19 protein-coding genes and 3 tRNA genes are annotated in these 22,878 nt (G+C 40.8%); 9 read left to right on the top strand and 13 right to left on the bottom strand.

The features are described from left to right. Positions 1 to 33: 33 nt before the first annotated feature. A complete protein-coding gene (gene cysB / locus BGP78_RS13940; RefSeq protein ID WP_119861935.1) occupies positions 34 to 1,011 on the bottom strand; it encodes an HTH-type transcriptional regulator CysB in 978 nt (325 codons plus the stop codon). A 281-nt stretch (positions 1,012 to 1,292) separates the two neighbouring features. On the opposite strand from cysB, the gene BGP78_RS13935 reads away from it, so the two are divergent. Next, positions 1,293 to 2,054, top strand: a complete 762-nt coding sequence (locus tag BGP78_RS13935; protein ID WP_119861934.1) for a hypothetical protein — start codon at positions 1,293 to 1,295, stop codon at positions 2,052 to 2,054. Between the two features lie 31 nt (positions 2,055 to 2,085). Here BGP78_RS13935 and BGP78_RS13930 read toward each other — a convergent pair whose 3' ends face one another. Continuing rightward, entirely contained in the window at positions 2,086 to 3,375 is a 1,290-nt protein-coding gene (locus BGP78_RS13930) for an NCS2 family permease (protein WP_119861933.1), read from the bottom strand. A gap of 121 nt (positions 3,376 to 3,496) precedes the next feature. On the opposite strand from BGP78_RS13930, the gene BGP78_RS13925 reads away from it, so the two are divergent. The 3 genes from BGP78_RS13925 to BGP78_RS13915 all read left to right on the top strand — a co-directional run bounded on the left by BGP78_RS13925 (position 3,497) and on the right by BGP78_RS13915 (position 5,341). Continuing rightward, complete coding sequence (locus tag BGP78_RS13925; RefSeq protein ID WP_119861932.1) at positions 3,497 to 3,949, top strand: tetratricopeptide repeat protein; 453 nt, start codon at positions 3,497 to 3,499, stop codon at positions 3,947 to 3,949. A 487-nt stretch (positions 3,950 to 4,436) separates the two neighbouring features. Next, positions 4,437 to 4,871 (top strand): hypothetical protein, encoded by a 435-nt coding sequence (locus tag BGP78_RS13920; RefSeq protein WP_119861931.1) that lies wholly within the window; start codon positions 4,437 to 4,439, stop codon positions 4,869 to 4,871. Between the two features lie 14 nt (positions 4,872 to 4,885). Continuing rightward, complete coding sequence (locus BGP78_RS13915) at positions 4,886 to 5,341, top strand: YchJ family protein (RefSeq protein ID WP_259386314.1); 456 nt, start codon at positions 4,886 to 4,888, stop codon at positions 5,339 to 5,341. Positions 5,342 to 5,376: 35 nt separating this feature from the next. Here BGP78_RS13915 and BGP78_RS13910 read toward each other — a convergent pair whose 3' ends face one another. Beyond that, complete coding sequence (locus tag BGP78_RS13910; RefSeq protein WP_119861930.1) at positions 5,377 to 5,898, bottom strand: VC2046/SO_2500 family protein; 522 nt, start codon at positions 5,896 to 5,898, stop codon at positions 5,377 to 5,379. 112 nt (positions 5,899 to 6,010) lie between these two features. On the opposite strand from BGP78_RS13910, the gene BGP78_RS13905 reads away from it, so the two are divergent. From BGP78_RS13905 to BGP78_RS13895, 3 genes are all read left to right on the top strand, one after another. Further along, positions 6,011 to 6,095 (top strand) — tRNA-Tyr (locus tag BGP78_RS13905). A gap of 23 nt (positions 6,096 to 6,118) precedes the next feature. Further along, positions 6,119 to 6,203 (top strand) — tRNA-Tyr (locus BGP78_RS13900). Between the two features lie 28 nt (positions 6,204 to 6,231). After that, positions 6,232 to 6,316 (top strand) — tRNA-Tyr (locus tag BGP78_RS13895). A gap of 221 nt (positions 6,317 to 6,537) precedes the next feature. Here the strand turns inward: BGP78_RS13895 and BGP78_RS13890 are convergent. Beyond that, positions 6,538 to 7,218 (bottom strand): M48 family metallopeptidase, encoded by a 681-nt coding sequence (locus BGP78_RS13890; RefSeq protein ID WP_119861929.1) that lies wholly within the window; start codon positions 7,216 to 7,218, stop codon positions 6,538 to 6,540. An 87-nt stretch (positions 7,219 to 7,305) separates the two neighbouring features. Between BGP78_RS13890 and BGP78_RS13885 the strand changes: the two genes are divergently transcribed. Then, on the top strand, positions 7,306 to 8,286 hold the full coding sequence (locus tag BGP78_RS13885; protein WP_119861928.1) for an ion channel: 981 nt from the start codon (positions 7,306 to 7,308) through the stop codon (positions 8,284 to 8,286). A 37-nt stretch (positions 8,287 to 8,323) separates the two neighbouring features. Here BGP78_RS13885 and BGP78_RS13880 read toward each other — a convergent pair whose 3' ends face one another. Beyond that, entirely contained in the window at positions 8,324 to 8,950 is a 627-nt protein-coding gene (locus tag BGP78_RS13880) for an HD domain-containing protein (protein WP_119861927.1), read from the bottom strand. A 119-nt stretch (positions 8,951 to 9,069) separates the two neighbouring features. Between BGP78_RS13880 and BGP78_RS13875 the strand changes: the two genes are divergently transcribed. Further along, on the top strand, positions 9,070 to 10,260 hold the full coding sequence (locus tag BGP78_RS13875) for a class I SAM-dependent methyltransferase (protein ID WP_119861926.1): 1,191 nt from the start codon (positions 9,070 to 9,072) through the stop codon (positions 10,258 to 10,260). Between the two features lie 263 nt (positions 10,261 to 10,523). Here BGP78_RS13875 and BGP78_RS13870 read toward each other — a convergent pair whose 3' ends face one another. The 8 genes from BGP78_RS13870 to BGP78_RS13835 form a co-directional block, all read right to left on the bottom strand. Beyond that, complete coding sequence (locus BGP78_RS13870; RefSeq protein ID WP_119861925.1) at positions 10,524 to 10,814, bottom strand: PilZ domain-containing protein; 291 nt, start codon at positions 10,812 to 10,814, stop codon at positions 10,524 to 10,526. A gap of 9 nt (positions 10,815 to 10,823) precedes the next feature. After that, positions 10,824 to 11,207, bottom strand: a complete 384-nt coding sequence (locus BGP78_RS13865; RefSeq protein WP_119861924.1) for a PleD family two-component system response regulator — start codon at positions 11,205 to 11,207, stop codon at positions 10,824 to 10,826. Between the two features lie 89 nt (positions 11,208 to 11,296). Further along, positions 11,297 to 15,181: an ATP-dependent RNA helicase HrpA gene (gene hrpA / locus BGP78_RS13860; RefSeq protein ID WP_119861923.1), complete on the bottom strand. Its 3,885-nt coding sequence runs from the start codon at positions 15,179 to 15,181 to the stop codon at positions 11,297 to 11,299. A 96-nt stretch (positions 15,182 to 15,277) separates the two neighbouring features. Next, a complete protein-coding gene (locus BGP78_RS13855) occupies positions 15,278 to 15,706 on the bottom strand; it encodes a CBS domain-containing protein (RefSeq protein WP_010362615.1) in 429 nt (142 codons plus the stop codon). Between the two features lie 70 nt (positions 15,707 to 15,776). Further along, positions 15,777 to 16,808, bottom strand: a complete 1,032-nt coding sequence (locus tag BGP78_RS13850; protein WP_119861922.1) for an isoaspartyl peptidase/L-asparaginase family protein — start codon at positions 16,806 to 16,808, stop codon at positions 15,777 to 15,779. 145 nt (positions 16,809 to 16,953) lie between these two features. Then, the gene (locus BGP78_RS13845) at positions 16,954 to 17,667 is read right to left on the bottom strand and encodes a SapC family protein (protein ID WP_010362613.1); all 714 of its coding nucleotides are present in this window, start codon (positions 17,665 to 17,667) and stop codon (positions 16,954 to 16,956) included. A gap of 307 nt (positions 17,668 to 17,974) precedes the next feature. Then, positions 17,975 to 19,492, bottom strand: coding sequence for a tryptophan halogenase family protein (locus BGP78_RS13840; RefSeq protein WP_220475520.1), 1,518 nt, complete (start codon positions 19,490 to 19,492; stop codon positions 17,975 to 17,977). Between the two features lie 85 nt (positions 19,493 to 19,577). After that, the gene (locus BGP78_RS13835) at positions 19,578 to 22,241 is read right to left on the bottom strand and encodes a TonB-dependent receptor (RefSeq protein WP_119861921.1); all 2,664 of its coding nucleotides are present in this window, start codon (positions 22,239 to 22,241) and stop codon (positions 19,578 to 19,580) included. Positions 22,242 to 22,878 lie beyond the last annotated feature (637 nt).

Here is a 22,878-nt window from a genome sequence, read left to right as displayed (position 1 = left end):
TCATACTACACAATATTCATTTAAACAGTTCAGTTATTTGATAGGAAGTTTCACATCTGCAAACAGTGCATCTACGTCATCTTGATTGCGTAATAAGCTTGCACGTTCAACAACATCTTTTGTTAAGTGTGGCGCAAATCGCTCGATAAAATCATACATATAGCCACGTAAAAAGCTGCCTTTCCTGAACCCAATTTTCGTGGTGCTGGCTTCAAATAAATGACTTGCATCTATACAGACTAAATCTTGATCCGTTTCAACATCAATCGCCATTGACGCAACAACGCCTACACCTAGGCCTAAGCGAACATACGTTTTTATCACATCAGCGTCTGTCGCGGTAAATACAATATGTGGTTCTAAACCATGCGCGTTAAATGCTTTATCTAATTCAGAACGACCAGTAAAACCAAAAACATAGGTGATTAAGGGGTATTGGGCAACATCCTGAACAGTTAAGTTAGAGGCCTTTTGTGCCAATGGATGGTCTTTTGCCACTACAATACTGCGATTCCAGTGATAACAGGGCAACATAACCAAATCAGAATATAAATGTAATGCTTCAGTGGCAATAGCAAAATCTGCATCCCCGCGTGCTGCAGCATCTGAGATTTGTTGTGGCGTGCCCTGATGCATGTGTAATGATACCGCAGGGTATTTTTTCATAAAGCCTTGGATCACACTTGGCAATGCGTATCGTGCTTGCGTGTGCGTCGTTGCAATATTTAACTTGCCTTGATCAGGTAAGGTATGCTCATTGGCAACCGCTTTTATCCCTTCGACTTTCGACAGGATCTCACGGGCAATATTAATAATTTCAGTACCCGCACTTGTCACGTGCGTCAAATGCTTGCCACTTCGACCAAAAATTTGCACACCTAGTTCATCTTCTAGCATTCTTACCTGCTTTGAGATACCAGGCTGAGAAGTGTAAAGACTTTCAGCTGTAGCAGAGACATTTAGGTTGTGGTTTAACACTTCTACAATATATTTAAGTTGTTGTAATTTCATAGCTTGTTTTGTTCTTATTAATTATAAGTCGGCACTGACATTCCGTGACATCGAACAGAGCAATCTCATCAGTATCGTTTAGGCTAGCATATTTAACTAGAACGAGATAGCAATTGCCTATTTTGTTTGTTTATCGGCCAAAATTGAATCATGGTCTATAATGAAAAATAATGAATTACAAAAGTTTTTTCAGACTTATGAACGTAATACTGTTCAGAATGCAATTAATTGATGTAATATAAAAAATCATCTTCTTGGGTCGTGGTCAAAGAGAATTCGTTATGTTTGTTTCTATTATTATTATGTTGATTGTTGCACTGATAGTTATTGCCGTGTGGGTAAGTGCCATCCAACAGCACAAGGAGAAACAAGAAGCTGAACGTCGTAAAGAGTTAACCAAGCAAAAAAAAGTGATTGAAGAATCCGAAGACGTTTTAGTGAACAGCTCCAATATCCCTATGTCTGAAATGTTAACGCGCGTATTGCAGCGTCGCATTCATGACGCACTGGCAACAATGGTCGAGTTGTCTCCTGCTTCTAGAGAACTTAAAAACCGCTTACACGAGTCAAAAGAACGACTTGGAGCGGCTGTTGAGTCAAATGCCAAAGGTGATTCATTATCACTGCCCGATAATGATAAACAACTGATAGCACTTGTACAGGGCATTAAGAAGTTACGTAATGTGCTTCGTTCAGAACATTCAAAAGGCAAAGTAGATACGCAACAGTTTGTGGCTGAAGACCGCCGCTTAGAGAAGTTGCAGCTCAAAATAAATGTCGAAAGCCAAATTAAAAGAGGTGTGTCGGCACGAACGGCGAATATGGTCGGCTCTGCAAGGCAATATTTTGAAAAAGCTTACGCGACAATATGCGCAGTGACCTATTCTGACGATTACGTCACCGAAAAAAAGGCATTACTTGAAACGTATTTGAATGAGATCAGTACAGAGCTTAAAGCGTCAAATGCGTCAGCTGTGAAAAAGAAAAACGAGCAAGAACAAGACGATTTGGATATTCTATTTGCGCCAAAGAAAAAGTGGTAAGCCACTTTTTCTTTGCTCCTACCTATGCGCTTTAACTGAGCGCAAATTTCACGACAAATAATACCGTCAACACCCAAACGCTTAGTGACACCTCTTCTCGCTTATTGCAAAGCACTTTGACCGCTGTATATGCGATAAACCCAAGCGCAATACCATGAGCAATAGAAAAGGTCAGTGGAGTCATCAGCAACACGACACTCACAGGAATGGCATCACTCATATCATCCCAGTTAACGAACTTTAGATTTTGCAGCATCAAGACCGCAACATATAAAATTGCACCCGCAGTGGCATAAGCAGGCACCATTTGTGCCAAGGGGGTAAAAAACATCATCAGTAAAAAGCAAATGCCCACCACAACGGCTGTTAAACCTGTTTTTCCTCCAACAGAGACGCCAGAAACAGACTCAATGTACGAGGTCGTCGTCGACGTGCCTAACATTGAACCTGCAATTGTAGCTGTACTATCGGCTGACAAAGCACGACCTAAACGTGGCATTTTTCCCTTTTCATCGGCCAATCCCGCTTTTTGCGTAACGGCAACTAAAGTACCTGATGTGTCGAACAAATCGACAAATAAAAATGCAAATACAACACTCAGCATCGATAGCTCTAACGCAGCGGCTATGTCTAACTGCATCACAGTTGGCATGATACTCGGTGGGGCCGACACAATGCCATGGTACTCTACTAAATCGAGTCCCCAAGCACATACCGTGACGATAAATATACTGAGCAGCACTGCACTTTTAACGTCCCTAAACATTAATGCTGCAATAATAAAAAAGCTAAAAATAGCTAACAAGGGTCCCGCCGACGTAATATCGCCTAACTGAACCAAAGTCGCTGGACTCGCTACAATAATGCCGGCATTTTTTAAGGCGATAAGCGCTAAAAATGCCCCAATACCTGTTGCAATAGCTTGTTTAAGCACCACTGGGATAGCTTGGATCACCCATTCTCGAACTTTAAAAAGACTAAGTAATAAAAATAGACAACCAGACAAGAATACCGCGCCCAGCGCTGACTGCCACGAGTGCCCCATACCGAGCACGACACCATAAGTAAAAAATGCATTGAGGCCCATACCTGGCGCGAGTGCTAATGGGTAGTTAGCCCAAAACCCCATAATAAAACAGCCGATTGCAGCAGCAATGCAGGTCGCAACAAATGCAGCCCCTAAATCCATACCCGCTTCAGATAGCATTGCAGGATTTACAAATACGATATAAACCATTGTGACGAAGGTTGTTAAACCTGCAATGACTTCCGTTTTAATAGTCGTTCCCTGACGAGAGAGTGAAAATAGACGTTCCAGCATAATGTTTGGTATTTAAATTAGAAACAAGTGCTTGGATTTTAACATAAAGCACTGACTTAATCGGACAAAAACGTTAGAATTCGGCTACACTAAATAGTGCATAAATAAACACGGTTGTAATATGGAAAAATCTCAGTTAGACAATTCAACAAGTCATGATCTCGAACAACAATTATTAAATGTGCTTGAGTTTGTCACCGCGCCAATTAATAGCGAAGCGCGTTTACCTGAAACAACAGACACAGCACAAGCATATAAAAAAGGGCTATATTATTTAAAAGAACAATCCTATCCACTGGCTGCTAAGTGGATCAGACTTGCCGCGATGTCTGGTGATCACAAGGCACAATTTTACCTTGGGTTATTATTTGTGAAAGGCCAAGGTGTGCCTCAAAGTGCATTCCATGGCATGGCTTGGCTAGTTTTGGCAAATAGCCAAGGTGTCAGTGCGGCGCAAGAAATGATTGAGCAAATAAAGCCACACCTTTCAACAAAACGTATAAAAGATGCACAATGTTATGCTGCAACGTTATATGAACAAATCCACCAGCTTCAGTTTTTAAGCCCAGAGTGAAGCACCTACTGCAGTTAAAGGTACAACCCTAAATGTGGCATACAGTCCTAAAAGATTATAACACCCAAAAAGTGAACAAATTTAACCTCGCGCTGTCATTATATATTTGTAGTTTAAGGCGAACGCGTAACAGTATTTGATAGAAGTTGTACTTTTAACATCACAACTTCCAAAAGCTGTTTTGATGTCATTCGCCTGCTCCAACTTCACGTCATTTACCAACCGCCATAGTACTTGCCTAGAACGGACTCTTCATTACATACAATTTAAGTAGGGTATAAATCAACACAGCTACAAACTTTGGGCAACACACATTCATTATATTCCTCGAACAGACACTTTAAAATCAGCTATTTACAAAAAATTTAAACCTTAACAAACCCAACCCTGTCTATTTTACGTACAAAATAGATGATATTTATCTTGCTTTGAATAACTGTATGAACTACTGTATATAAATACTGTATATAACACCAGTGAGTTGATTATGTTGCATACTAATACTGATACCCCTATTTTATTGAGTAACACAGCGCAGCGCGCTAATGTGACCCTTGTTCGCACAGCCGATGACATAAATGCTAATCTAGAGTTACTTAAGATCATTCACTTGTGTAACAAAAGGCATGGCTGGACCTTATTGATTGCACCTGAAAATATACCAAATAAGGCTGTACTCGATAGTTGTTCTATTGACTCAAGTAAGTTGTTAGTTATAAGACAAAAACATATTTCAGACTTGCAATATGTTTTAAACGCGGCGTTAAGTAACGGTAATTTTGCTGCGATTATTACGTGGACTAATATCGCTACCGCCACTCAGTTAGAGAATATGAACTTGAACCTCTCTGATACAGAATTATTTTGCTTTTCAAAAGTACTGGGCAAAGATAAGTGTACAATAGGCAATATGATTTCATAAGTAACGAAACAACCATGTGTTATTGTAATAACCTTGCTGCATTTGATGAGTGCTGCAAGCAAGTCATTACTGGCGTAAAACCAGCAGCATCAGCAGAGCAGTTAATGCGTTCAAGATATAGCGCCTACTGTGCAAAAGACGCTGAATATATTTTAAATACTTATGCGTCGTCACAGCGTTCAATGCATACCACCGCAGACATATTGCAGTTTGCGAATGATGTTAACTTTATCAAGCTAGATATAATTGATGCACACAGTGATATCGAATACAACTACGTAGAGTTTAAAGCGCACTATTTAGTCGATGATAAACATTGCCAGCTACATGAGCGGTCACGCTTTGTTCTAGAAGATAACAAGTGGAAATACTTAGATGGAGACTTATTCGAGTCACCAGAGGTTAAAATTGGCCGAAATGACTCTTGTCCTTGTAACAGCGGTAAAAAGTTTAAAAAGTGTCATGGTTAAGCTGCTAAAATAAGCAAATCACAGTAACGTACAAACTACGCACTGAGCTGCAGCGCACTCTGCATTTCACCACTATTTAATTGATCATATATAGCTGCTGCATCCATTTTTGGTTTATCAGCAGTTCCCTCACCTTTTTTGTCCATATCTAAGCGATTTCTTACTGCAAGCTCACAATTATCCACCACAACCAGCGGGATGTGTTTGCAATCGTCTCGCACTGCAAGCGGTTCTGGATTTAAACAATGCGACAATCGTAAACTTGTCATACTACTTTGAGATAAGCACTGTGCATTGTTTTGCCCAATTAACATATCAAAATCAGCGGGCGCCAAAACTTGCGCTGGTCCTATTTGTAATTCTTTCTTTAACGCAGATTCACTTTTGTCACTTTCTTGTTGTTCCTCTTCCGGTAAATGAAACTGACTAAAATCGAGCGCATCTTGAGACAACATTGCCAATAACATAGAAAAGTCTGCACGTCGCTGATCGCTGACACATATTGCCAACGCACCGCCTAACTGATCTTCTCTGGTTAAAATATTGTCTATTTGCATAGAGTTTCACCGATTGTGTATGAATCTTCATTTTTATCGGCATTTTTTAATTTTTCTTTAGGAGTTTTCTTTACTTAATTAGAAACTTTGATATTATCAGCGCCGTTGTTTAGGAGGGGTTCCCGAGCGGCCAAAGGGATCAGACTGTAAATCTGACGGCACTGCCTTCGCTGGTTCGAATCCAGCCCCCTCCACCATAACAACACTGCAAATACAATTTGGAGGGGTTCCCGAGCGGCCAAAGGGATCAGACTGTAAATCTGACGGCACTGCCTTCGCTGGTTCGAATCCAGCCCCCTCCACCAAATTGTAAATGTATTAGCTCCATAAGATGGAGGGGTTCCCGAGCGGCCAAAGGGATCAGACTGTAAATCTGACGGCACTGCCTTCGCTGGTTCGAATCCAGCCCCCTCCACCATCTTACTAATGTAAAATACTTCCTCTGATTTCAAAGTAACTTTCCCAGATTTACACACAATGAGCGTTCTAACACAATAAAATGCTTGTTCTCTGTATTTAGCTATTTTACAGCACCTAATACACAGTTTGATATGGTGTGTATTCATTACATCAAATAATAGAATTCACCTTTAATTATGATGGCATCACACAAAGCGTACGAATTATAATTCAGCGGCCCTAAACCTCTTTTGTAATAAACAGTGTTGCTCCCTTCTCTTTGAACCATTTAACTACCTCTTTGTATTCTCCGTAATGCTTGAATACCAGTTGCCAAAACTTAGGGTTATGAGCAAGAACATGACAATGCGCCAGCTCATGGATGATCACATAATCTATATAAGATGGCTTTGCGCCTATGAGCAACGTATTGAATGCTAACGCACGTTTACTTGTACAGCTTCCCCAGCAACTTTTATACTCTCGGAATTTAACCTGACTTACCTGAGCACCCATTTTTTCCGCAAGTTCAGGTAATACCCCCATCACATAAGATTCTAACTCAATGCGTAACAATGATAAAAGTGCAGCTCGACAAGCCTGTGTATCGTCAGGGTTAATGACACATACATGCACGATGCGATTTGAATGACATAGTTTACTTGGGTGCTCAGGGCCAAAAAAACAAGCGTATGTTTCACCAAATACGAGTAGGGTCTGGCTATGCCAAGGTGTTTGAACAACCGGCACTGCCTGAACTTTTTGTTGCTGCGCCAAGACCCAGCTATGTTTACTCATTAACCATTCATGTAGCCATTTTTTTTCAAGCCCTTTAGGGGCATATACAATAATGCCATTGTCTGTGACTTTAATTGCAACACTTCGTCTGCGCGTACTTTCTTTTAATTGGTATTCAAACATATCGAAAAAAATTATTTACTTTTCTCCATTCTACCCCGCCAATAAGCTGCTAACCTATAAGTAAATGATTAAAAAGATCAGAGCGCTATGAATTCAAAGCCATGTTGCCAATATCACTCTCCAGATGGACAAAGATGTCAGGAAATTGATATGGGCTCAGGGTTTTGCTTTTGGCATGATGCAAAGTTTGATAAAAGTGGCTTAGAACTAACACAAAAACTAGAGCGCTATGCAAAACGAGGCGGTTTATTACAAGGGCTAGAATTAAAGCGGGCCAATTTAGAAGGCTTAAATCTCGTTAAATTTGGTGATCACAATGGCTACGATCTCTCTCATGGCAATTTTTATCGCGCCAATTTACGTGGTGCCCACCTTTTCAACAACACCATTGAACACGCCTCCCTAATGAAAGCCGATTTACGAGAAGCAAATTTACACTGCTGCAAACTAGAAAACACCAATATTTTGGGGGTCAAACTCGATAACGCACGAATAGATAACTTGCAGCTAGGTGAACAACTAATGCAAGAATCTCGTGCGCATAAAGCGCTCAAAGAAAAAGCCCCAGAAGATGCCATTGACTTATTTTTACAATCTGAAGAAATATACCGGTTATTACGTAAAGCAGCCGAACAACAAGGTTTGTTTGAGATGGCAGGCAAGTATACGTATAACGAACTGCGGATGCGTCATCAACAATACCCAAAAAGATCAAAAAAGCGCTTAGTGTCTAACGCTATTAACTTGTTGTGTGGTTATGGTGAAAAGCCAGAAAACGTGATCCGCTTCAGCCTAAGTATGATTGTCGTATGTGCACTGTTGTACTTTTTGTTTGGTATTAGCTACCAAGATCAAATCATTCAGCTCAGTCAGAACAACAGCTTCTCAGAAAATTTAAGCGCGTTACTTAACAGCTTTTACTTTAGCGTTGTAACCTTTACAACATTGGGCTATGGAGACATAACCCCAGTGGGAATATCGCGATTTATTGCCAGTATTGAAGCCTTTACAGGCAGCTTTTCACTGGCATTATTCGTGGTCGTTTTTGTAAAACGGATGACCCGTTAATACCACAAATGTTAAATCTGTAGTATACATACCAATGCTACGAGATCTCTGTACTAAGCCTTTGTAGAAACGCTTTCATAAATTGCGTTCTATGGGCTGCCTCTTCTTTTGCCGACTCGGTATTCATGTGATCAGCAATATGCAGTAACTTGATAAAAAAGTGGTCGAGCGTATATTTGCTATCATCTGCTACTCGGTTTTCACACATAGGGTCATCTGGGTGATAAAGGTGCCTTGCAATAGCCCCTCCCACTTTCATGCATCGGCTAACCCCAATCGCCCCCAAAGCATCCATACGATCCGCATCTTGTACAATTTTAGCTTCAAGTGTTGTGGGCCGAACATTCGCGCTAAAACTGTGTGCTACAATTGCGTGATGTACAGCCTCTAGTTTTGTCTCGTCAAACTTTAAAGTTTGTAAAAACGTAACTGCTTTGTCTGCCGCCATCTTAGATGCTTTAGCACGATCAGGGTGATTTTTAGCAACAGCGACACAATCATGCAACCAAGCCGCAGCAACCACAACTTCCATATCAGCTTGCTCACTGAGTGCAAGCGCCTTAGCCACCTTTACCACTCGTTCAATATGAGTAATATCATGCGCAGTATCAGCAAGCTCACCACTTAACATGAACTCGCGACATGCCATTTCAATATTTTGCATAAACTTTCTCTCTAAAAGTGAGTCAAATCGCTCTAAAAACCATTATTCACTGTGATCACATTGTATGTTGGCACGGCCTTAACTAAAATGGCAAGCACTCAATTCAGTAAGGAATTTATATGTCTAGCGTGGTCTATTTACAGCCTGGTAGAGAGAAGTCACTTAAACGTAAACACCCTTGGATATTCTCTAAGGCCATAAAGAAAATTAAAGGTAAACCAGCACTTGGTGATACCGTTACTGTATATAGTCATGATGGAAAATTTCTTGCTACTGCAGCCTATAGCCCAGAGTCGCAGATCAGGGCACGTGTATGGACCTTTGATGAAAACGAACAAATTGATACGCAGTTTTTTATCAAAAGAATAGAAAGGGCCCTAGATGCTCGTCAACATGTGATCAGTGAAGGTGGACTAACTGGATTTAGACTCAGTGCAGCTGAGTCTGATGGCTTACCAGGGATCACCATTGATAAATTTGATGACTATCTTGTTTGTCAGCTCTTAAGTGCAGGTGCCGAACGTCACAAAGGTGATTTATTAATGGCACTTCGCCATGTATTCCCACAATGCAAAATTTATGAACGTTCTGACGTAGAGGTACGTGCTAAAGAAGGCCTTGATAAAACAACGGGTGCACTGTGGGGAGATGCTCCATCACAGCCAGTCCTAATTCAAGAAAATGGTTTAAACCTTGAAGTCGATATTATTAACGGCCATAAAACAGGATTTTATCTAGATCAACGTGATAGCCGCGCAGCGCTAGAGCGCTTTTCAAAGGATAAAACCGTTTTAAATTGTTTTTGCTACACCGGTACCTTTGGCCTTTATGCCTTGCGTGGTGGCTGTGAAAAAGTGATCAACGTTGATGTATCTCAAGCTGCACTAGATATAGCCAAGCGCAATGTAGAGCATAACGAATTAGATATGACACGCGCTGAATTTGTAAAACAAGATGTGTTTAAACTACTGCGCCAATACCGCGATGAAGGCCGCCAATTTGATACGATTGTCATGGACCCACCAAAATTTGCCGAGAGCAAAGCACAACTCAATGGTGCATGTCGTGGCTATAAAGACATCAATATGATTGCAATGCAAATATTGAAGCCTGGTGGTACTTTACTTACGTTCTCATGCTCAGGGTTAATGGAGCAAAACTTATTCCAAAAAGTGGTTGCAGATGCCGCCCTTGATGCAGGAAAAGACTTACTCATTGTAGAACGCCTAAATCAAGCCGCTGACCACCCGATTTCAGGTAATTATCCTGAAGGCTTTTATTTAAAAGGATTGATTTGTAAAGTCTACTAGACTTTCTAGATACGAACGTACTTCACCTCAGGTTTGGATAAGGGTTTTGGAATAGAAAATGTTTTGAAAACAAACTTAACTACAATCTAATGATGATATTTTGCTCAATATCAAGGCGCTTTTATGCAGTAATAGCGGGCTATTACAAATGAAAGCAACGCCGAGAGTGTGAAAAATAGCTTTATTGGGCAAATTCGCTTATCCAGAGCTGAGGTTACTTACTAAAAAGGGGCTACAGAGCCCCTTTTATATAACTTTGAATGTTAATTAAAATGGGTTATTTCCAGTCCCAGTAAATAACTACCATCTTGTTCTTGAGAACACCTAACGACTTTTGCGTGTGCGTTCAACGGCGGAGTAGATGCACTATTTGAATCGATATACACCTCTACCATTGCTTCCATATCAACAGACTCCTCTATCTCAATAGATAGTCCCGTTGCACTTAAGTCATTACATGTCCCTTCAATACTTAATCCAGTTTCCAACAGCGTAATCTTTGCTTGTGCGTTAACCATCATTCGCATAAAGCGACGTTTGTCTTCGTGCAACATACCCTACTCCTAGACCATTAGTTTTAGTTTTTCTAATAAGGATTGCATTGAAAAGGGCTTAACTACATAAGCATCACAACCAGCTTCAAATCCCGCCTGCTGTTCTTGCTCTGTCTCTAGGCCTGAGAGCATGACTACTGGAATATCTTTCGTCTCTGGCGTGTTTTTTAGCAAACGGCACGTGTCGTAACCATCAAGGCCCGGCATGCACACATCTAAAAGTATCGCGTCAGGCCGCTGTGCGATTGCATTTGATAAGCAGCTTTTGCCTGAATCAGCATAACTTAACGTAAATACTTCAGACAATGCCACGCTCAGCATCTCATAGTTAAAATATTCGTCGTCCACAACCAATACATGGGGTGTGGTACTCCTTGTTTGCTCAGCGGACATGGCTAGTGTCACTTCCTTTTCAAGATCCAAAAATTGATTCCTCTTATTAAAGTAATGGGCCTGACTAAAAAAGCAAGCTTCAAATTAAATTATTCACACTCTTTAAGTGCATTCATAACCCTTTTGGCTGAAATAGGATAAGGCGTTCCTAATGTTTGAGCAAACAAAGACACCCTTAGTTCCTCTTGCATCCAAAAAATATGTAACAAAGCTTCTGGTAGCGGTAGCCCTTTAGGTACCCTTGAAACCTCTTTTTGATACGCTTGGCTTACTTTCTCAAGTTCTAACACACATAGTCTATCCCTGTTAGGATCCACCGGTAGCTTTTCAAGTCGCTTTTCTATTGCCTTCATGTAACGCAATAAATCTTCTAACTTGTCTGCACCATGATCACTCACAAAGCCTTTAAATACCAGCCGTTGTAGTTGTGATTTTACATCTCCATGAGCCGTTATCATGGTTAAATCTACAGGCCCTTTCATGCGTTTATTGATAGCATGAGCCACACTTAGTACTTGCTCAACCTGGGTTGCAATCTTAACGACACACTCACCTAACTCACCACGAATGCTCTCTTTCGCTTTATCAAATTGTTGTTCGTCTCTGATATCTCCATGGGCTTTTAGTAATCGGTCAACGCCTGCCGAAATGCAATCATTGATCAGATCTTGAACTTTACCAAACGGATTGAAATACAGTCCAAGTTTGGCTTTATTTGGTAGTTTTTGCTGTAAATATTTGATAGGCGACGGGACGTTTAATAACACTAAACGGCGTAGGCCCTGTTGATGGGCCACAGCTGCTTTTACTGAGCTATCAAATAACTCAATCGCCGTGCTGTCTTTTTTATCCACTAGGGCTGGGAAGGCTTTAATCTCGTAGTTGCCCTGTTTTTTTGTATATTCACTCGGTATTGTACCAAATTGCCATTCGACAATTTCTTGTTGTTCGATCCCTTTTTCAGCCACTTGAGACAAGGTATCTGCCACTTTGCCCTGAAGCTGAGCTTTTATTGCATGTAAATCAAATCCGTGTGCTAGTACCGTATTATTATCTCCGACGACTTGAAATTGCATTTTTAAATGTGCATCGAGTGTCGATAGGTCCCATGCATCATTGTCAACGTTGACGCCTGTCATTCTTAATAAACGTGTACTTAATGCCTCAAGCAAAGTTCCCTGCATTGGCTCAACGGCTGCAAGTACTGCATCGGCATAATTAGGGGCTGGGACAAAATTTCGACGTAAAGTCTTCGGCAAGCTTTTAATTAACCCGCAAATTAATTCATGGCGTAATGCCGGAATGTGCCAATCAAACCCACCCTCAGATACTTGATTTAACAAAGCTAGCGGAATATTCACCGTCACGCCATCTACCGCTTTTCCGGGCTCAAAGTGATAACTCAATGGCAGAATAATATTGCCTTGCTGCCATGTATCAGGATAATCAAACTCGGTGATCTGCTCGGCACCATGCTGCATTAATTGCTCTTTGCTCATATGTAAAAAGCGTTTGTCTTGCTTTTTCTTGTCTTTCCACCAATGGGTAAATGCGGCGCGCGTATTTACCTCTGCTGGAATTTTACTATCATAAAATTCAAAAAGCTGTTGCTCGTCAACTAAAATATCTCGACGTCGCGCTTTTTGCTCAAGTACCTGAATATCATCTATCAAGTCTTGGTTGTATTGTAAAAAACCTTCATTCTGTCCCAATTGTTGGCCAATAAGTGCTTCTTTAAGGAAAAGCTCTCTGCATAACTTAGGATCAATTTGGCTATAAACACTGCGCTTGCGACCAACAATGATCAGTCCGTAAAGCGTTTGTTGCTCATAGGCAATAACACAGCCTGGTTTTTTCTCCCAATGCGGTTCACTGTAACTTCGTTTAACTAAATGTTGAGCTAAAGAAGGCACCCACGCAATATCAATCTTGGCATTAATACGGGCATAAAGCTTACTTGTTTCGACCAGCTCTGCAGACATCAGCCATTTTGGGCTCTTCTTAAACAAACTGGAGCCAGGAAAAACATGGAACAGGCTATTTCGTGCCCCCTTATAATTCTGCTTTTCGTCTTTGAAACCAATATGGCTCAACATGCCACTTAAAAGCGCTTGGTGCACATTATCTAATTCAGCTTCATTTTCCGTAAGTTTCAGCCCCATCTCTTCGACAACAGTGGTTAACTGATACACAATGTCTTGCCACTCACGTACACGCATATAAGCCAGAAAGTCTTTTTGACATAACTTTCTAAACTGTCCGCGTGATAGCTCAGCTTGTTGCTGTTCGATGTAATACCAAAGATTTAAAAATGCCGTAAAGTCAGAATCAGGATGCTCAAACCGCGCGTGCTTTTCATCTGCCGCGCCCCTGCGCTCTGAAGGTCGTTCTCTAGGATCTTGAATAGACAATGCAGCGACAATAACTATGACTTCGCGCAACGCACCCAACTTACTGGCACTCAGTACCATTTTAGCTAAGCGAGGATCTATCGGTAACCGGCTCAGTAACCGACCAGACTGCGTCAGTTTAGTGGCTTGGTGACGTTTGCTTGGATGAACCGCTTCCAACTCTTCTAATAGCGAAACACCGTCGTTAATATTTCGGCTGTCTGGTACTTGCACAAACGGGAAATCATTTATATCTCCAAGCCCTAAGCCCAACATTTGTAAAATAACTGACGCTAAATTGGTTCTCAAAATCTCAGGGTCGGTAAATTCAGGACGAGATAAAAAATCATCTTCTGAATACAATCGAATACAGACACCTGACGCAACCCGCCCACAACGCCCCTTTCTTTGATTTGCACTGGCTTGAGATACCGCTTCGATTGGTAAACGTTGTACTTTCGTTCGGTAGCTATAACGGCTTATTCTCGCGGTTCCTGGGTCAATAACATATCGAATACCTGGCACGGTTAACGACGTTTCCGCAACATTGGTAGATAGTACAATGCGTCGTTGGCTATGGGCTGCAAAAATTCTGTTTTGCTCTGCATTCGATAGTCGGGCATACAAAGGTAAAACTTCTACACCGCGTAAGTTACGCTTTGCTAAGGCGTCTGCGGTATCGCGAATTTCACGCTCACCATTCATAAAGATCAAAATATCACCTGGACCTTCATCGCATAGCTCATCCACAGCATCAAAAATGCCCTGCAACTGATCGTTTTGTGCTTCGGTGTCATTACTTGCTGTGTCTGCAGGAGGTCTATATCGCACTTCAACAGGATAAGTGCGTCCAGACACTTCTATAATGGGCGCATTATTGAAATGCTTTGAGAATCTTTGTGGGTCTATTGTGGCTGACGTAATGATCACTTTCAGATCTGGCCGTTTAGCTAGCAGGTTTTTCAGATAGCCCAGAATAAAGTCAATATTTAAGCTACGCTCATGAGCTTCATCGATTATGATGGTGTCGTATTGATTGAGGTACCGATCCTGCTGGATCTCAGCTAAAAGAATGCCGTCTGTCATCAATTTAACATAGGTATTGTCTGACACTTGATCACTAAAGCGGATCTTAAAGCCCACTTCATTGCCAAGTTCACATCCGACTTCTTCCGCAATACGATTTGCAACTGTACGTGCCGCTAACCTTCTCGGTTGGGTGTGGCCAATATAACCATCAACGCCCCGGCCAAGCTCCAAACATATTTTTGGCAGCTGTGTGGTTTTACCTGAGCCCGTTTCACCTGCAACAATCACAACTTGATGTGCTGCAATCGCAGCTTTTATTTCATCTTTTTTCTGACTGACAGGAAGCTGCTCTGGATACGTCACTTTTGGTAATTGATCAGTACGCGTTATTCTTAAGGCTTGGCTGCGCGAAATCGCCTGTGCAATAGACTGGACGGCTTTAGCTTGATTAATTTCATCGGTTATTTTTTTTGTGCCATGAAGGCGTTTTTTTAAAATGAATTGATCTTTCTTTAGGCAAGATTTTAGTTCAGAAAACAGCGGTCCAACACTCACTTCGCAATACCTTTATATAATACAAATCGCGACGTAGTGTATCAAAAACTAATAACTGAGCCTATGGTTATACCCAGTTATTCTATAAAAGCGCTATTATACGTACCGATTACCTGATTCATAGGTATCGTGAAGGTGTTTGTCTAACGCAAGTAATACATTTGCACGACTGATCACCCCCTGTAATCGCCCATCTTCATCACAAACAGGATAGAGTTTTGGTGCATTCACCGTCATTCGATCGGCCATTTGTAAAATACTATCACTTGGGGAAACACATAGCGGGGTGCTATTCATAACATCACTGACCACACTGTGAGATTCATTCTGATAAGTGGCTTCTAACATTTTTCGTAAACAATCTTGCTCAGACAAAAACCCCACTACATGTTTATTGCTGTCAATGACCGGTCCACCTGATTGACCACTTTGTAATAATTTTTCTACCGCTGCCTCTACACGCATATCTGCTGAAAAAGTCACGGGACGATGATTTAAATAATCTGCTACTTGAATTGATTGCATGGTATCGGCTCCATTAAAAAACGCCAGCATTCATAACTATAGCTGGCGTTATCTAATTTGCCTGTAATTTTTAGTCTTGTTTAAAAATCGCGACTCTGGTTGCTTGTGAACTCGATTTACTGGCTCTGTACATCCCTTTAGTGTTAAAAGGCATACTCATGTTGCCTTTTGTATCCACAATGATCACACCGCCTGTGCCACCAATAGGCTTTAACACATCATGAATGACTGCATTACCTGCCTGCTCAATCGTTTGACCTTGATACTGCACACGAGCACAAATGTCTGCCGCGACGTTATAGCGTATAAAATACTCTCCATGCCCAGTCGCTGATACCGCGCAAGACGCATTATCAGCAAATGTACCTGCGCCAATCACTGGAGAATCTCCAATACGGCCATAACGCTTATTTGTCATACCGCCCGTAGAGGTACCCGCCGAAATATTACCTGATTTATCTAAAGCAACTGCCCCGACCGTTCCCACTTTATAAGCTGTCTCTAGTGACTTATGCGCTGCTTGATAATCCTTATTTTGTTGTTTTGCATGCTCCATTTTACGCTTGGCACGTTGTAACGCTTTATATCTATGCTCAGTATCGAACATCTTATTGTCAATTATTGGCACGCCTTGCGCCTTCGCAAACGCTTCAGCCCCGTCACCGCTTAACATCACATGTACAGAGTTTTCCATGACTAAGCGCGCTAAGTCGATCGGATTTTCAATGTGCTTAACACCAGCAACAGCACCAGCTTCACGTGTTTTACCAAACATAATAGAGGCGTCAAGTTCATGCGCTTCATCATGCGTGTATACAGCACCTTTTCCAGCATTAAAATAAGGCGAATCTTCTAAGATTTTAATGGCTGTTGTTACAGCATCAAGGCTACTGCCCCCTTTATTCAGTACTGTGTACCCTGCTTCCACTGCCTCTTGCAGTTTTGCACGATATGCTTGCTCTTTTTCAGGTGAAAATTTGCTTTTTTCAATGGTGCCGGCTCCCCCATGAATGACAATCGCAATAGGGCTTTGCGTCGCTTGAGCCGGTATAGATAGCAAAGAAAGCAAGAGCGCTATACAGCGAAGAGATGTGTTATACATAGTGTTATGCCTTTTATTATTGTATTTATCGCTTTAAACAAACTTTGACGAGAATTACTGCACATTGCAAGTCAATTGCGACGCGCTTGTAAATATCAGATACAAAAAAAGCACCCTAGGGTGCTTTTTTAAGAATACAGGTTTATTAAGCGTCAGCTTGGCGCTGTGCTTTTAAACGTGCTAAACGTGCAACTTGGTGTGTTGACGTTAAGAACGCAAAAATAGGCGCTAAATAGCCGCGCTTACGCAGTTCAAGGTGCGCTTCATCGCTTAGTTCATTTAGCTTACGCTCATCAACTAAATAAATACCATTGATGTCTTTTTTCTCACCTTTGATATCAACAGTTAAAGTTTGTTGAACTAATAACTCTTTATCTGCTAAATACTGTGTGAATGCTTCTGTTACACGAGAGAACTCAATGAAGTTAACTAGAGCTTCTTTACGCGCTTTTAAGTAATCAGTTTCTTCGCCGTCTTTAAATAGCGCGTTACCTTGCTCTTCACCAACTAGTGAACTCGCTTCGTCAATTACGATGCCAAACTGATCTTCTTCAGGGTGCTTAACTAAGCCAAATGGGTAACGAGTCGCAGCTAAAGGTGCAAACCCTGCTGTCCATTTGCCATTGTCGATGAATAGATTTTCACCTGGCTCTAAGCCAAACATTGCTACTGGTTGGAATTGACCCGTTTCAGTGTTTTTTACAAACGCCATAGGGAACTCAGTCGCGACACGAGCGAACTCATGTGCAACAACTGGCATTAAGTGCTGTGATTTTAAGAAATCAACGTTGATGCCATTTTGTACTTTAGTATTAGCATGTTTTTCGTTGTGTAAAGGCTGCACTTGTTGCTCTGCCATAATGTTACTCCGTTCATTTACGTAATTATTACTTTTGTGGGCATAAGGCTAAAGGTTTTAGGGCCAAAATGGAAGTGTATTTTCCTTAATATTATGAAAACTCCACCCCATCCTTGTATTAAACATTGAACCCCCAATATGCTTACTCATAACAACAAGAATTCAAGAAATCAGCGTCATATAATTTATGTGAGGCCCCTCCAACCAAAAAAGCTCTAACCAACATATATAAAACATTCATTCACAACATACGCATAACGTGATGGTTAAAAAATGTTTTCGGTCGCTCATTACAGATTACATCTGACTAAATTTTTGCCATGCCAAAGATTCTTATCTGTTCTAATAAAACCTTGTGGTCAGGTACAGACATCAATACATTCTGTTTATATTTATCATAACTAGACAGGTGAGATGCAAACGCGTGTTTATTTCTATCGCTTAGTACACAGCTTGCCTTATCTGTTTTAAACGACATGCCATAAAGTACATAAAGATAATTATCTAAATTAAATACATCAAGCTTTCCTGAAAAATCGTATTGATTAGGAGGAACATGCTGCCATCTTGCTAGTTTTTCTTGTAAAGTGTCGGGAATAGAGTTTTGCACTCGATTATCAAGCCAAAAATCACTATCTGTCCGATCAGAAATACAATAGTGTAATTTGATAAAATCAATTACTTTAAGCCACATATTTGTAACGACAGCATTAAATTGTGACGCAGAAGCGGAAAAACCATTTATCGAATTAGGTAAAATATCCGCTAACATTTTTGCTGTTACATCAAATACAAGTAAGCCAGTTGCTTCGAGCGGCTCAACAAAGCCTTGCGACAAACCCAGCGCTACACAGTTTTTAAACCACGCCTTTTCTCTGTAGCCTATTTTCATATCAATTTTGCGCACAGTAAATTCGTCTAAGTTTCTGCCAACATAACTTTCAAGCGCTTGATATGCGTCATCCGACGTGGTGTGGGAAGATGAGAATACATGACCAACACCTTTCCTACTGAATAAAGGGATATCCCATATCCATCCGGCTGACTGCGCTGTTGAGCATGTATAAGGCGATATTCTGTCGCTAGAATGTGGCACTTGCACTGCAAGCGCTTTATCTGTAAACAACACATTGCTTTTGTCTACAAATTTAACCTTCAATTTATCACCTAAAATAAGTGAATTAAAGCCGGTACAATCTATGAACAACTCGGCCTTGAGTGCTCCCTGATCTGTCGCAATGTTACTAATATTGCCTTCAACATTAGTCTCGATTGACTTCATTTCAGCAAGGATAAAATTAACACCAAAGTGTTCTATCGCGTTTTTCTTCAAAAGCTCAGAAAACTTACCCGCATCTAAGTGATAGGCATAACTGGAAACGCTTTCAAATTGAGGTTGAGTCACTTTTTTAGGTGCTTTGCTAGATTCACATAGATGAGACTGAATGCCCACAAACTCAGCAAAAGAGTTACCCTGTGACCCGTTTAGCCAGTATTTTAAAAAGCGGTCATCATCAGCAAAATAATCAAATGGATGATAATAGAAGTGTGGCTTGTCCGAGTTAGACTTCATCCAATTCTCGAAACGAATACCTTGTTTAAACGCAGCATCACATTGTTGAAAAAACACGCCCTCATCGATACCAAAATAAGATAGCGTTTGTCGCATCATTGGCACAGTTCCTTCGCCAACACCTATAGTTGGAATGTTCGGCGATTCAATGAGCGTCACCGTTGTACCTGAATTTTTAAACTTTTTACCCAAATGGTTCGCAGCTAACCAACCCGCGGTTCCGCCACCGACAATTAAAATCGAATTTAACACTCAAACACCTTCAAACTCTATAAAGTGGTTCACATAAAAAAAGGAGCCGAGGCTCCTTTAATGTATCAATAGTAGTTAATAACTATTAATAACGAACAGAGATGCCTAGCCCGTAACGAGTAGCTTGCTCATATTCATACACCGGAAATCCTTCTGCAAAGCCATTATTTGCCAATTCAGCTGAATTTGTATTATTACCAAAGTGCTTCGCAGACTCACCCGTTAAGTTAACAACATCAAATTTGATGTCAATATTATCAGTTACATGATAAACCGCACTTACGTCCAAAGAACCGTATCCATCGTGTGAACGGTTACCATATGCACCTGTTTCACGCAACATGTAGCTGCTACGGTAGTTATATGAAAGACGAGCATAAAACAGGTCGTTTTCATAGTAACCAGTTAGGTTGTAAGCAGACTCAGAACTATCGCTTAAATCAGTGTTACCATCACTAAACACTAAAGTTTCTTCGCCGTTGCTATTTACAAAATAAGTAGAATCAGCTTCACCATCTGTGTACGTATAGTTAGCGATTGCACCAAAACCGTTACCAAAGTCTTGCTGATACTGGAATTCAACCCCCTTCACTTTACCACCTGGTCCATTGAAGTTCTCTTCAGAAGTCCAGCCATTTGCTGCTTCATCACCTTGTAGAGTAGGCAAACCTAAACGTGCTGACTCTTCAGCTGATACAACACCACGGTTGATCACGATGAAATTACTAACATCTTTATAGAACGCAGTTACAGCAAGTAATGAACTTGGGTTAAAGTACCACTCTACGCCAACTTCTGCTTGGTTTGCAGTAAATGGCTTCAGGCCTGGGTTACCTAATGCAACTTTTTGGTTCGCCGCTTGCTCATCTTGTAAACCTGATAATGAAGGGTTGAAGTACATATCATTATACTGAGGACGAGTCATTACTTTTGAAGCAGCGATACGAAGAATTTTGTCTTCATCTAAATCATAGGCAAAGTTAAAGCTTGGTAAAACTTCGCTGTAATCGGCAGATTCAACTGTACGTTGATTCATATTACCTTCACGGTAATAGATTGAAGATGCGTCGGTTTGAACATATCTTACACCAAAATTACCACGGTAGTTTTCACCACTGTATTTCGCCATTACATAAATAGCAGTGTTTTCTTCTTCGATATGACTGTATGAACCGTAATCTTCTGTTTTACCTGTTATGCTGGCCTTTGCCCAGTTTTTCATTGCATCTACATCAAAAGATTGAATCTGTAGATTATCGGCACCAACATCATACTTACCGCGACCTTGGCCTGCAAGCGAGTACTGAGGGTCAAAGCAGTTACTTGTTACTGTATCAGAACAAAGATTTTGACTGAATTCAAATCTGCGGCTTGTTGCTTCATGGTCACCACGGCGGAAGCCTGCTTTAACAGACGTAATAAAATCATTATCAAGCATATATTCAACATCTAACTGAATAAACTGCTCTTCGTCTGTCTTAGGTGTCGAATTAAAGTTCGAACCGGTCCCCATAGTCAGGAAACCATCAGGTGTTTCAGCGCTTGCACCTGGAATATAAGTCGAAATATCAATTCCCGGAGACCAAGTTTGAGAACCACCTGTAAAGTCATAAGTACCGTCAGGTAGTGTGACAGCTCCAGTGTCATTCATAACCATTTCGAAATCGGTACCACCGGTAGAAGATGTATCACCAATTACAAATTCAACTTTATAATTATCACCCGCATACTCGAGCTTTACATCAAGGTAATCTGAGTTCATGGTTGCTTCACGTGGACGCATCTGATAGAACGCAACGTTAAGATCACCAGCAAGTGGAGAACCGCCTTCTGCAGTACCAGGACCTGTTAAGAACTGAGTATCGTTTGACCCTTTAGTTAGCCATAACGCATAGTTGGTGTTATTAGCATCCATTTTCATATCGAGGTAATTAACAACGATACTAAGCGCGTCTGTCGGCGCATATTCAAAAGTTGTGGTTAACGCTGAACGCTCACGGTCTTGCTCAAACCCTACAGGACCAGCACCCCAAGCCCAGAATGACTCGTTACCTTGACGCTGTAATTTACGCTCTTGTTGAACAGCCGAAACTAGGAAACCTAAGTTCTCATCTTCGTTTTTCCAGCTATACATTCCAGAAAGTTGTGGAGAAGTTTCACCTGAATCATCAGAGTGTTGGAATTCTAACGAGCCATACATTGTATTCGCATCAAGATCTAATGGAGTACGTGTATTAACAATAACCGTACCACCAACACCACCTTCAATGATGTCAGCTTGCGAAGATTTATACACTTCTAAACCACCAACCAATTCAGACGGTAGTAATGTGTAGTTGAAAGAACGCTTAGCTGGCTCTAAAACAAACCAACCCGTAGACGCAACGTTTTGACCATTTAGCGTTGTTTTCGTGAAATCAGAACCTGCACCACGTATTGAAACAGCATCACCTTCACCGAACTGACTTTGAACCGTGATACCTGGAATACGCTTCAGCGATTCAGCGATGTTTTTGTCTGGAAATTTACCAATGTCTTCCGCTGTGATCGCGTCAACCACACCTTCTGCAAAACGTTTTGTATTAATAGATGCTTCTAACGAACGACGCATACCGCGTACTTCAATTACTTCAACGTCTTCTTGAGCTTTGCTTTCATCAGCAGCATAAGCTACGCCCGAAGCGCCAGCACTCAATACAAGGCCGACATTTAAAGCTAGTAAGCTTTTCTTAAAATTATTAGCTAACACAGGATTCCCCTTGAATCATATTGTTGGTTTTTTAATCACTTCTGCCCAGTGATGATGACAACGCTGTCATCTAATAACAAACATACACCGTAAATTACAAATTCGCTACATCTTTTTTGTCATATTAAACAAAAAACAACCAATAAATAAGCTAAAGCATTGGTTTAATTAGGTTTTGAAATTCACGAGAGATAATTTGTTACAAAAATCGGGGCAAATATACCATACATTTGAGGGAACGCATTACTAAATTAATAAAATTAGGGACTTTTATAACGATAAGTTATAGAAGATAGAGATTTGATAAAATCAACTCATTGATAATGAAAACTTTGGCAGAAGTGTTCAAGGGTGATAACCATTCTCAATGACAACGCTGTCATTATAGATTTTCATATACTCTATGTCCAGTAATTTAATAAAAATATACATAGCTATTTCTATCGAAATACCTTTAATTACGGTACATACAGGCAAGTGCATGAGTTATCGATATTTATCTCTTCGAAGAAGTAAAGAATAGTAAATTCCTAAAGGCGTTTTTTGTCTTGAAATAAAGTACAGGGTTACGAAAATGGCTTTTTGGGTAGGCTAGAGAGATTAAAACTTTTTCATTAGCAGTAATATTAGCCTAAGC

Source organism: Pseudoalteromonas sp. MSK9-3 (assembly GCF_003590335.1).
Classification (GTDB): domain Bacteria; phylum Pseudomonadota; class Gammaproteobacteria; order Enterobacterales; family Alteromonadaceae; genus Pseudoalteromonas.
This window is presented reverse-complemented; position numbering and strand designations above follow the sequence as displayed.

What these genes read in the sequence shown, in the direction of transcription:
- cysB (WP_119861935.1), bottom strand. Translation starts at nt 1,011, where the DNA reads ATGAAATTACAACAACTTAAATATATTGTAGAAGTGTTAAACCACAAC.
- BGP78_RS13935 (WP_119861934.1), top strand. Translation starts at nt 1,293, where the DNA reads ATGTTTGTTTCTATTATTATTATGTTGATTGTTGCACTGATAGTTATT.
- BGP78_RS13930 (WP_119861933.1), bottom strand. Translation starts at nt 3,375, where the DNA reads ATGCTGGAACGTCTATTTTCACTCTCTCGTCAGGGAACGACTATTAAA.
- BGP78_RS13925 (WP_119861932.1), top strand. Translation starts at nt 3,497, where the DNA reads ATGGAAAAATCTCAGTTAGACAATTCAACAAGTCATGATCTCGAACAA.
- BGP78_RS13920 (WP_119861931.1), top strand. Translation starts at nt 4,437, where the DNA reads ATGTTGCATACTAATACTGATACCCCTATTTTATTGAGTAACACAGCG.
- BGP78_RS13915 (WP_259386314.1), top strand. Translation starts at nt 4,886, where the DNA reads ATGTGTTATTGTAATAACCTTGCTGCATTTGATGAGTGCTGCAAGCAA.
- BGP78_RS13910 (WP_119861930.1), bottom strand. Translation starts at nt 5,898, where the DNA reads ATGCAAATAGACAATATTTTAACCAGAGAAGATCAGTTAGGCGGTGCG.
- BGP78_RS13890 (WP_119861929.1), bottom strand. Translation starts at nt 7,218, where the DNA reads ATGTTTGAATACCAATTAAAAGAAAGTACGCGCAGACGAAGTGTTGCA.
- BGP78_RS13885 (WP_119861928.1), top strand. Translation starts at nt 7,306, where the DNA reads ATGAATTCAAAGCCATGTTGCCAATATCACTCTCCAGATGGACAAAGA.
- BGP78_RS13880 (WP_119861927.1), bottom strand. Translation starts at nt 8,950, where the DNA reads ATGCAAAATATTGAAATGGCATGTCGCGAGTTCATGTTAAGTGGTGAG.
- BGP78_RS13875 (WP_119861926.1), top strand. Translation starts at nt 9,070, where the DNA reads ATGTCTAGCGTGGTCTATTTACAGCCTGGTAGAGAGAAGTCACTTAAA.
- BGP78_RS13870 (WP_119861925.1), bottom strand. Translation starts at nt 10,814, where the DNA reads ATGTTGCACGAAGACAAACGTCGCTTTATGCGAATGATGGTTAACGCA.
- BGP78_RS13865 (WP_119861924.1), bottom strand. Translation starts at nt 11,207, where the DNA reads ATGTCCGCTGAGCAAACAAGGAGTACCACACCCCATGTATTGGTTGTG.
- BGP78_RS13855 (WP_010362615.1), bottom strand. Translation starts at nt 15,706, where the DNA reads ATGCAATCAATTCAAGTAGCAGATTATTTAAATCATCGTCCCGTGACT.
- BGP78_RS13850 (WP_119861922.1), bottom strand. Translation starts at nt 16,808, where the DNA reads ATGTATAACACATCTCTTCGCTGTATAGCGCTCTTGCTTTCTTTGCTA.
- BGP78_RS13845 (WP_010362613.1), bottom strand. Translation starts at nt 17,667, where the DNA reads ATGGCAGAGCAACAAGTGCAGCCTTTACACAACGAAAAACATGCTAAT.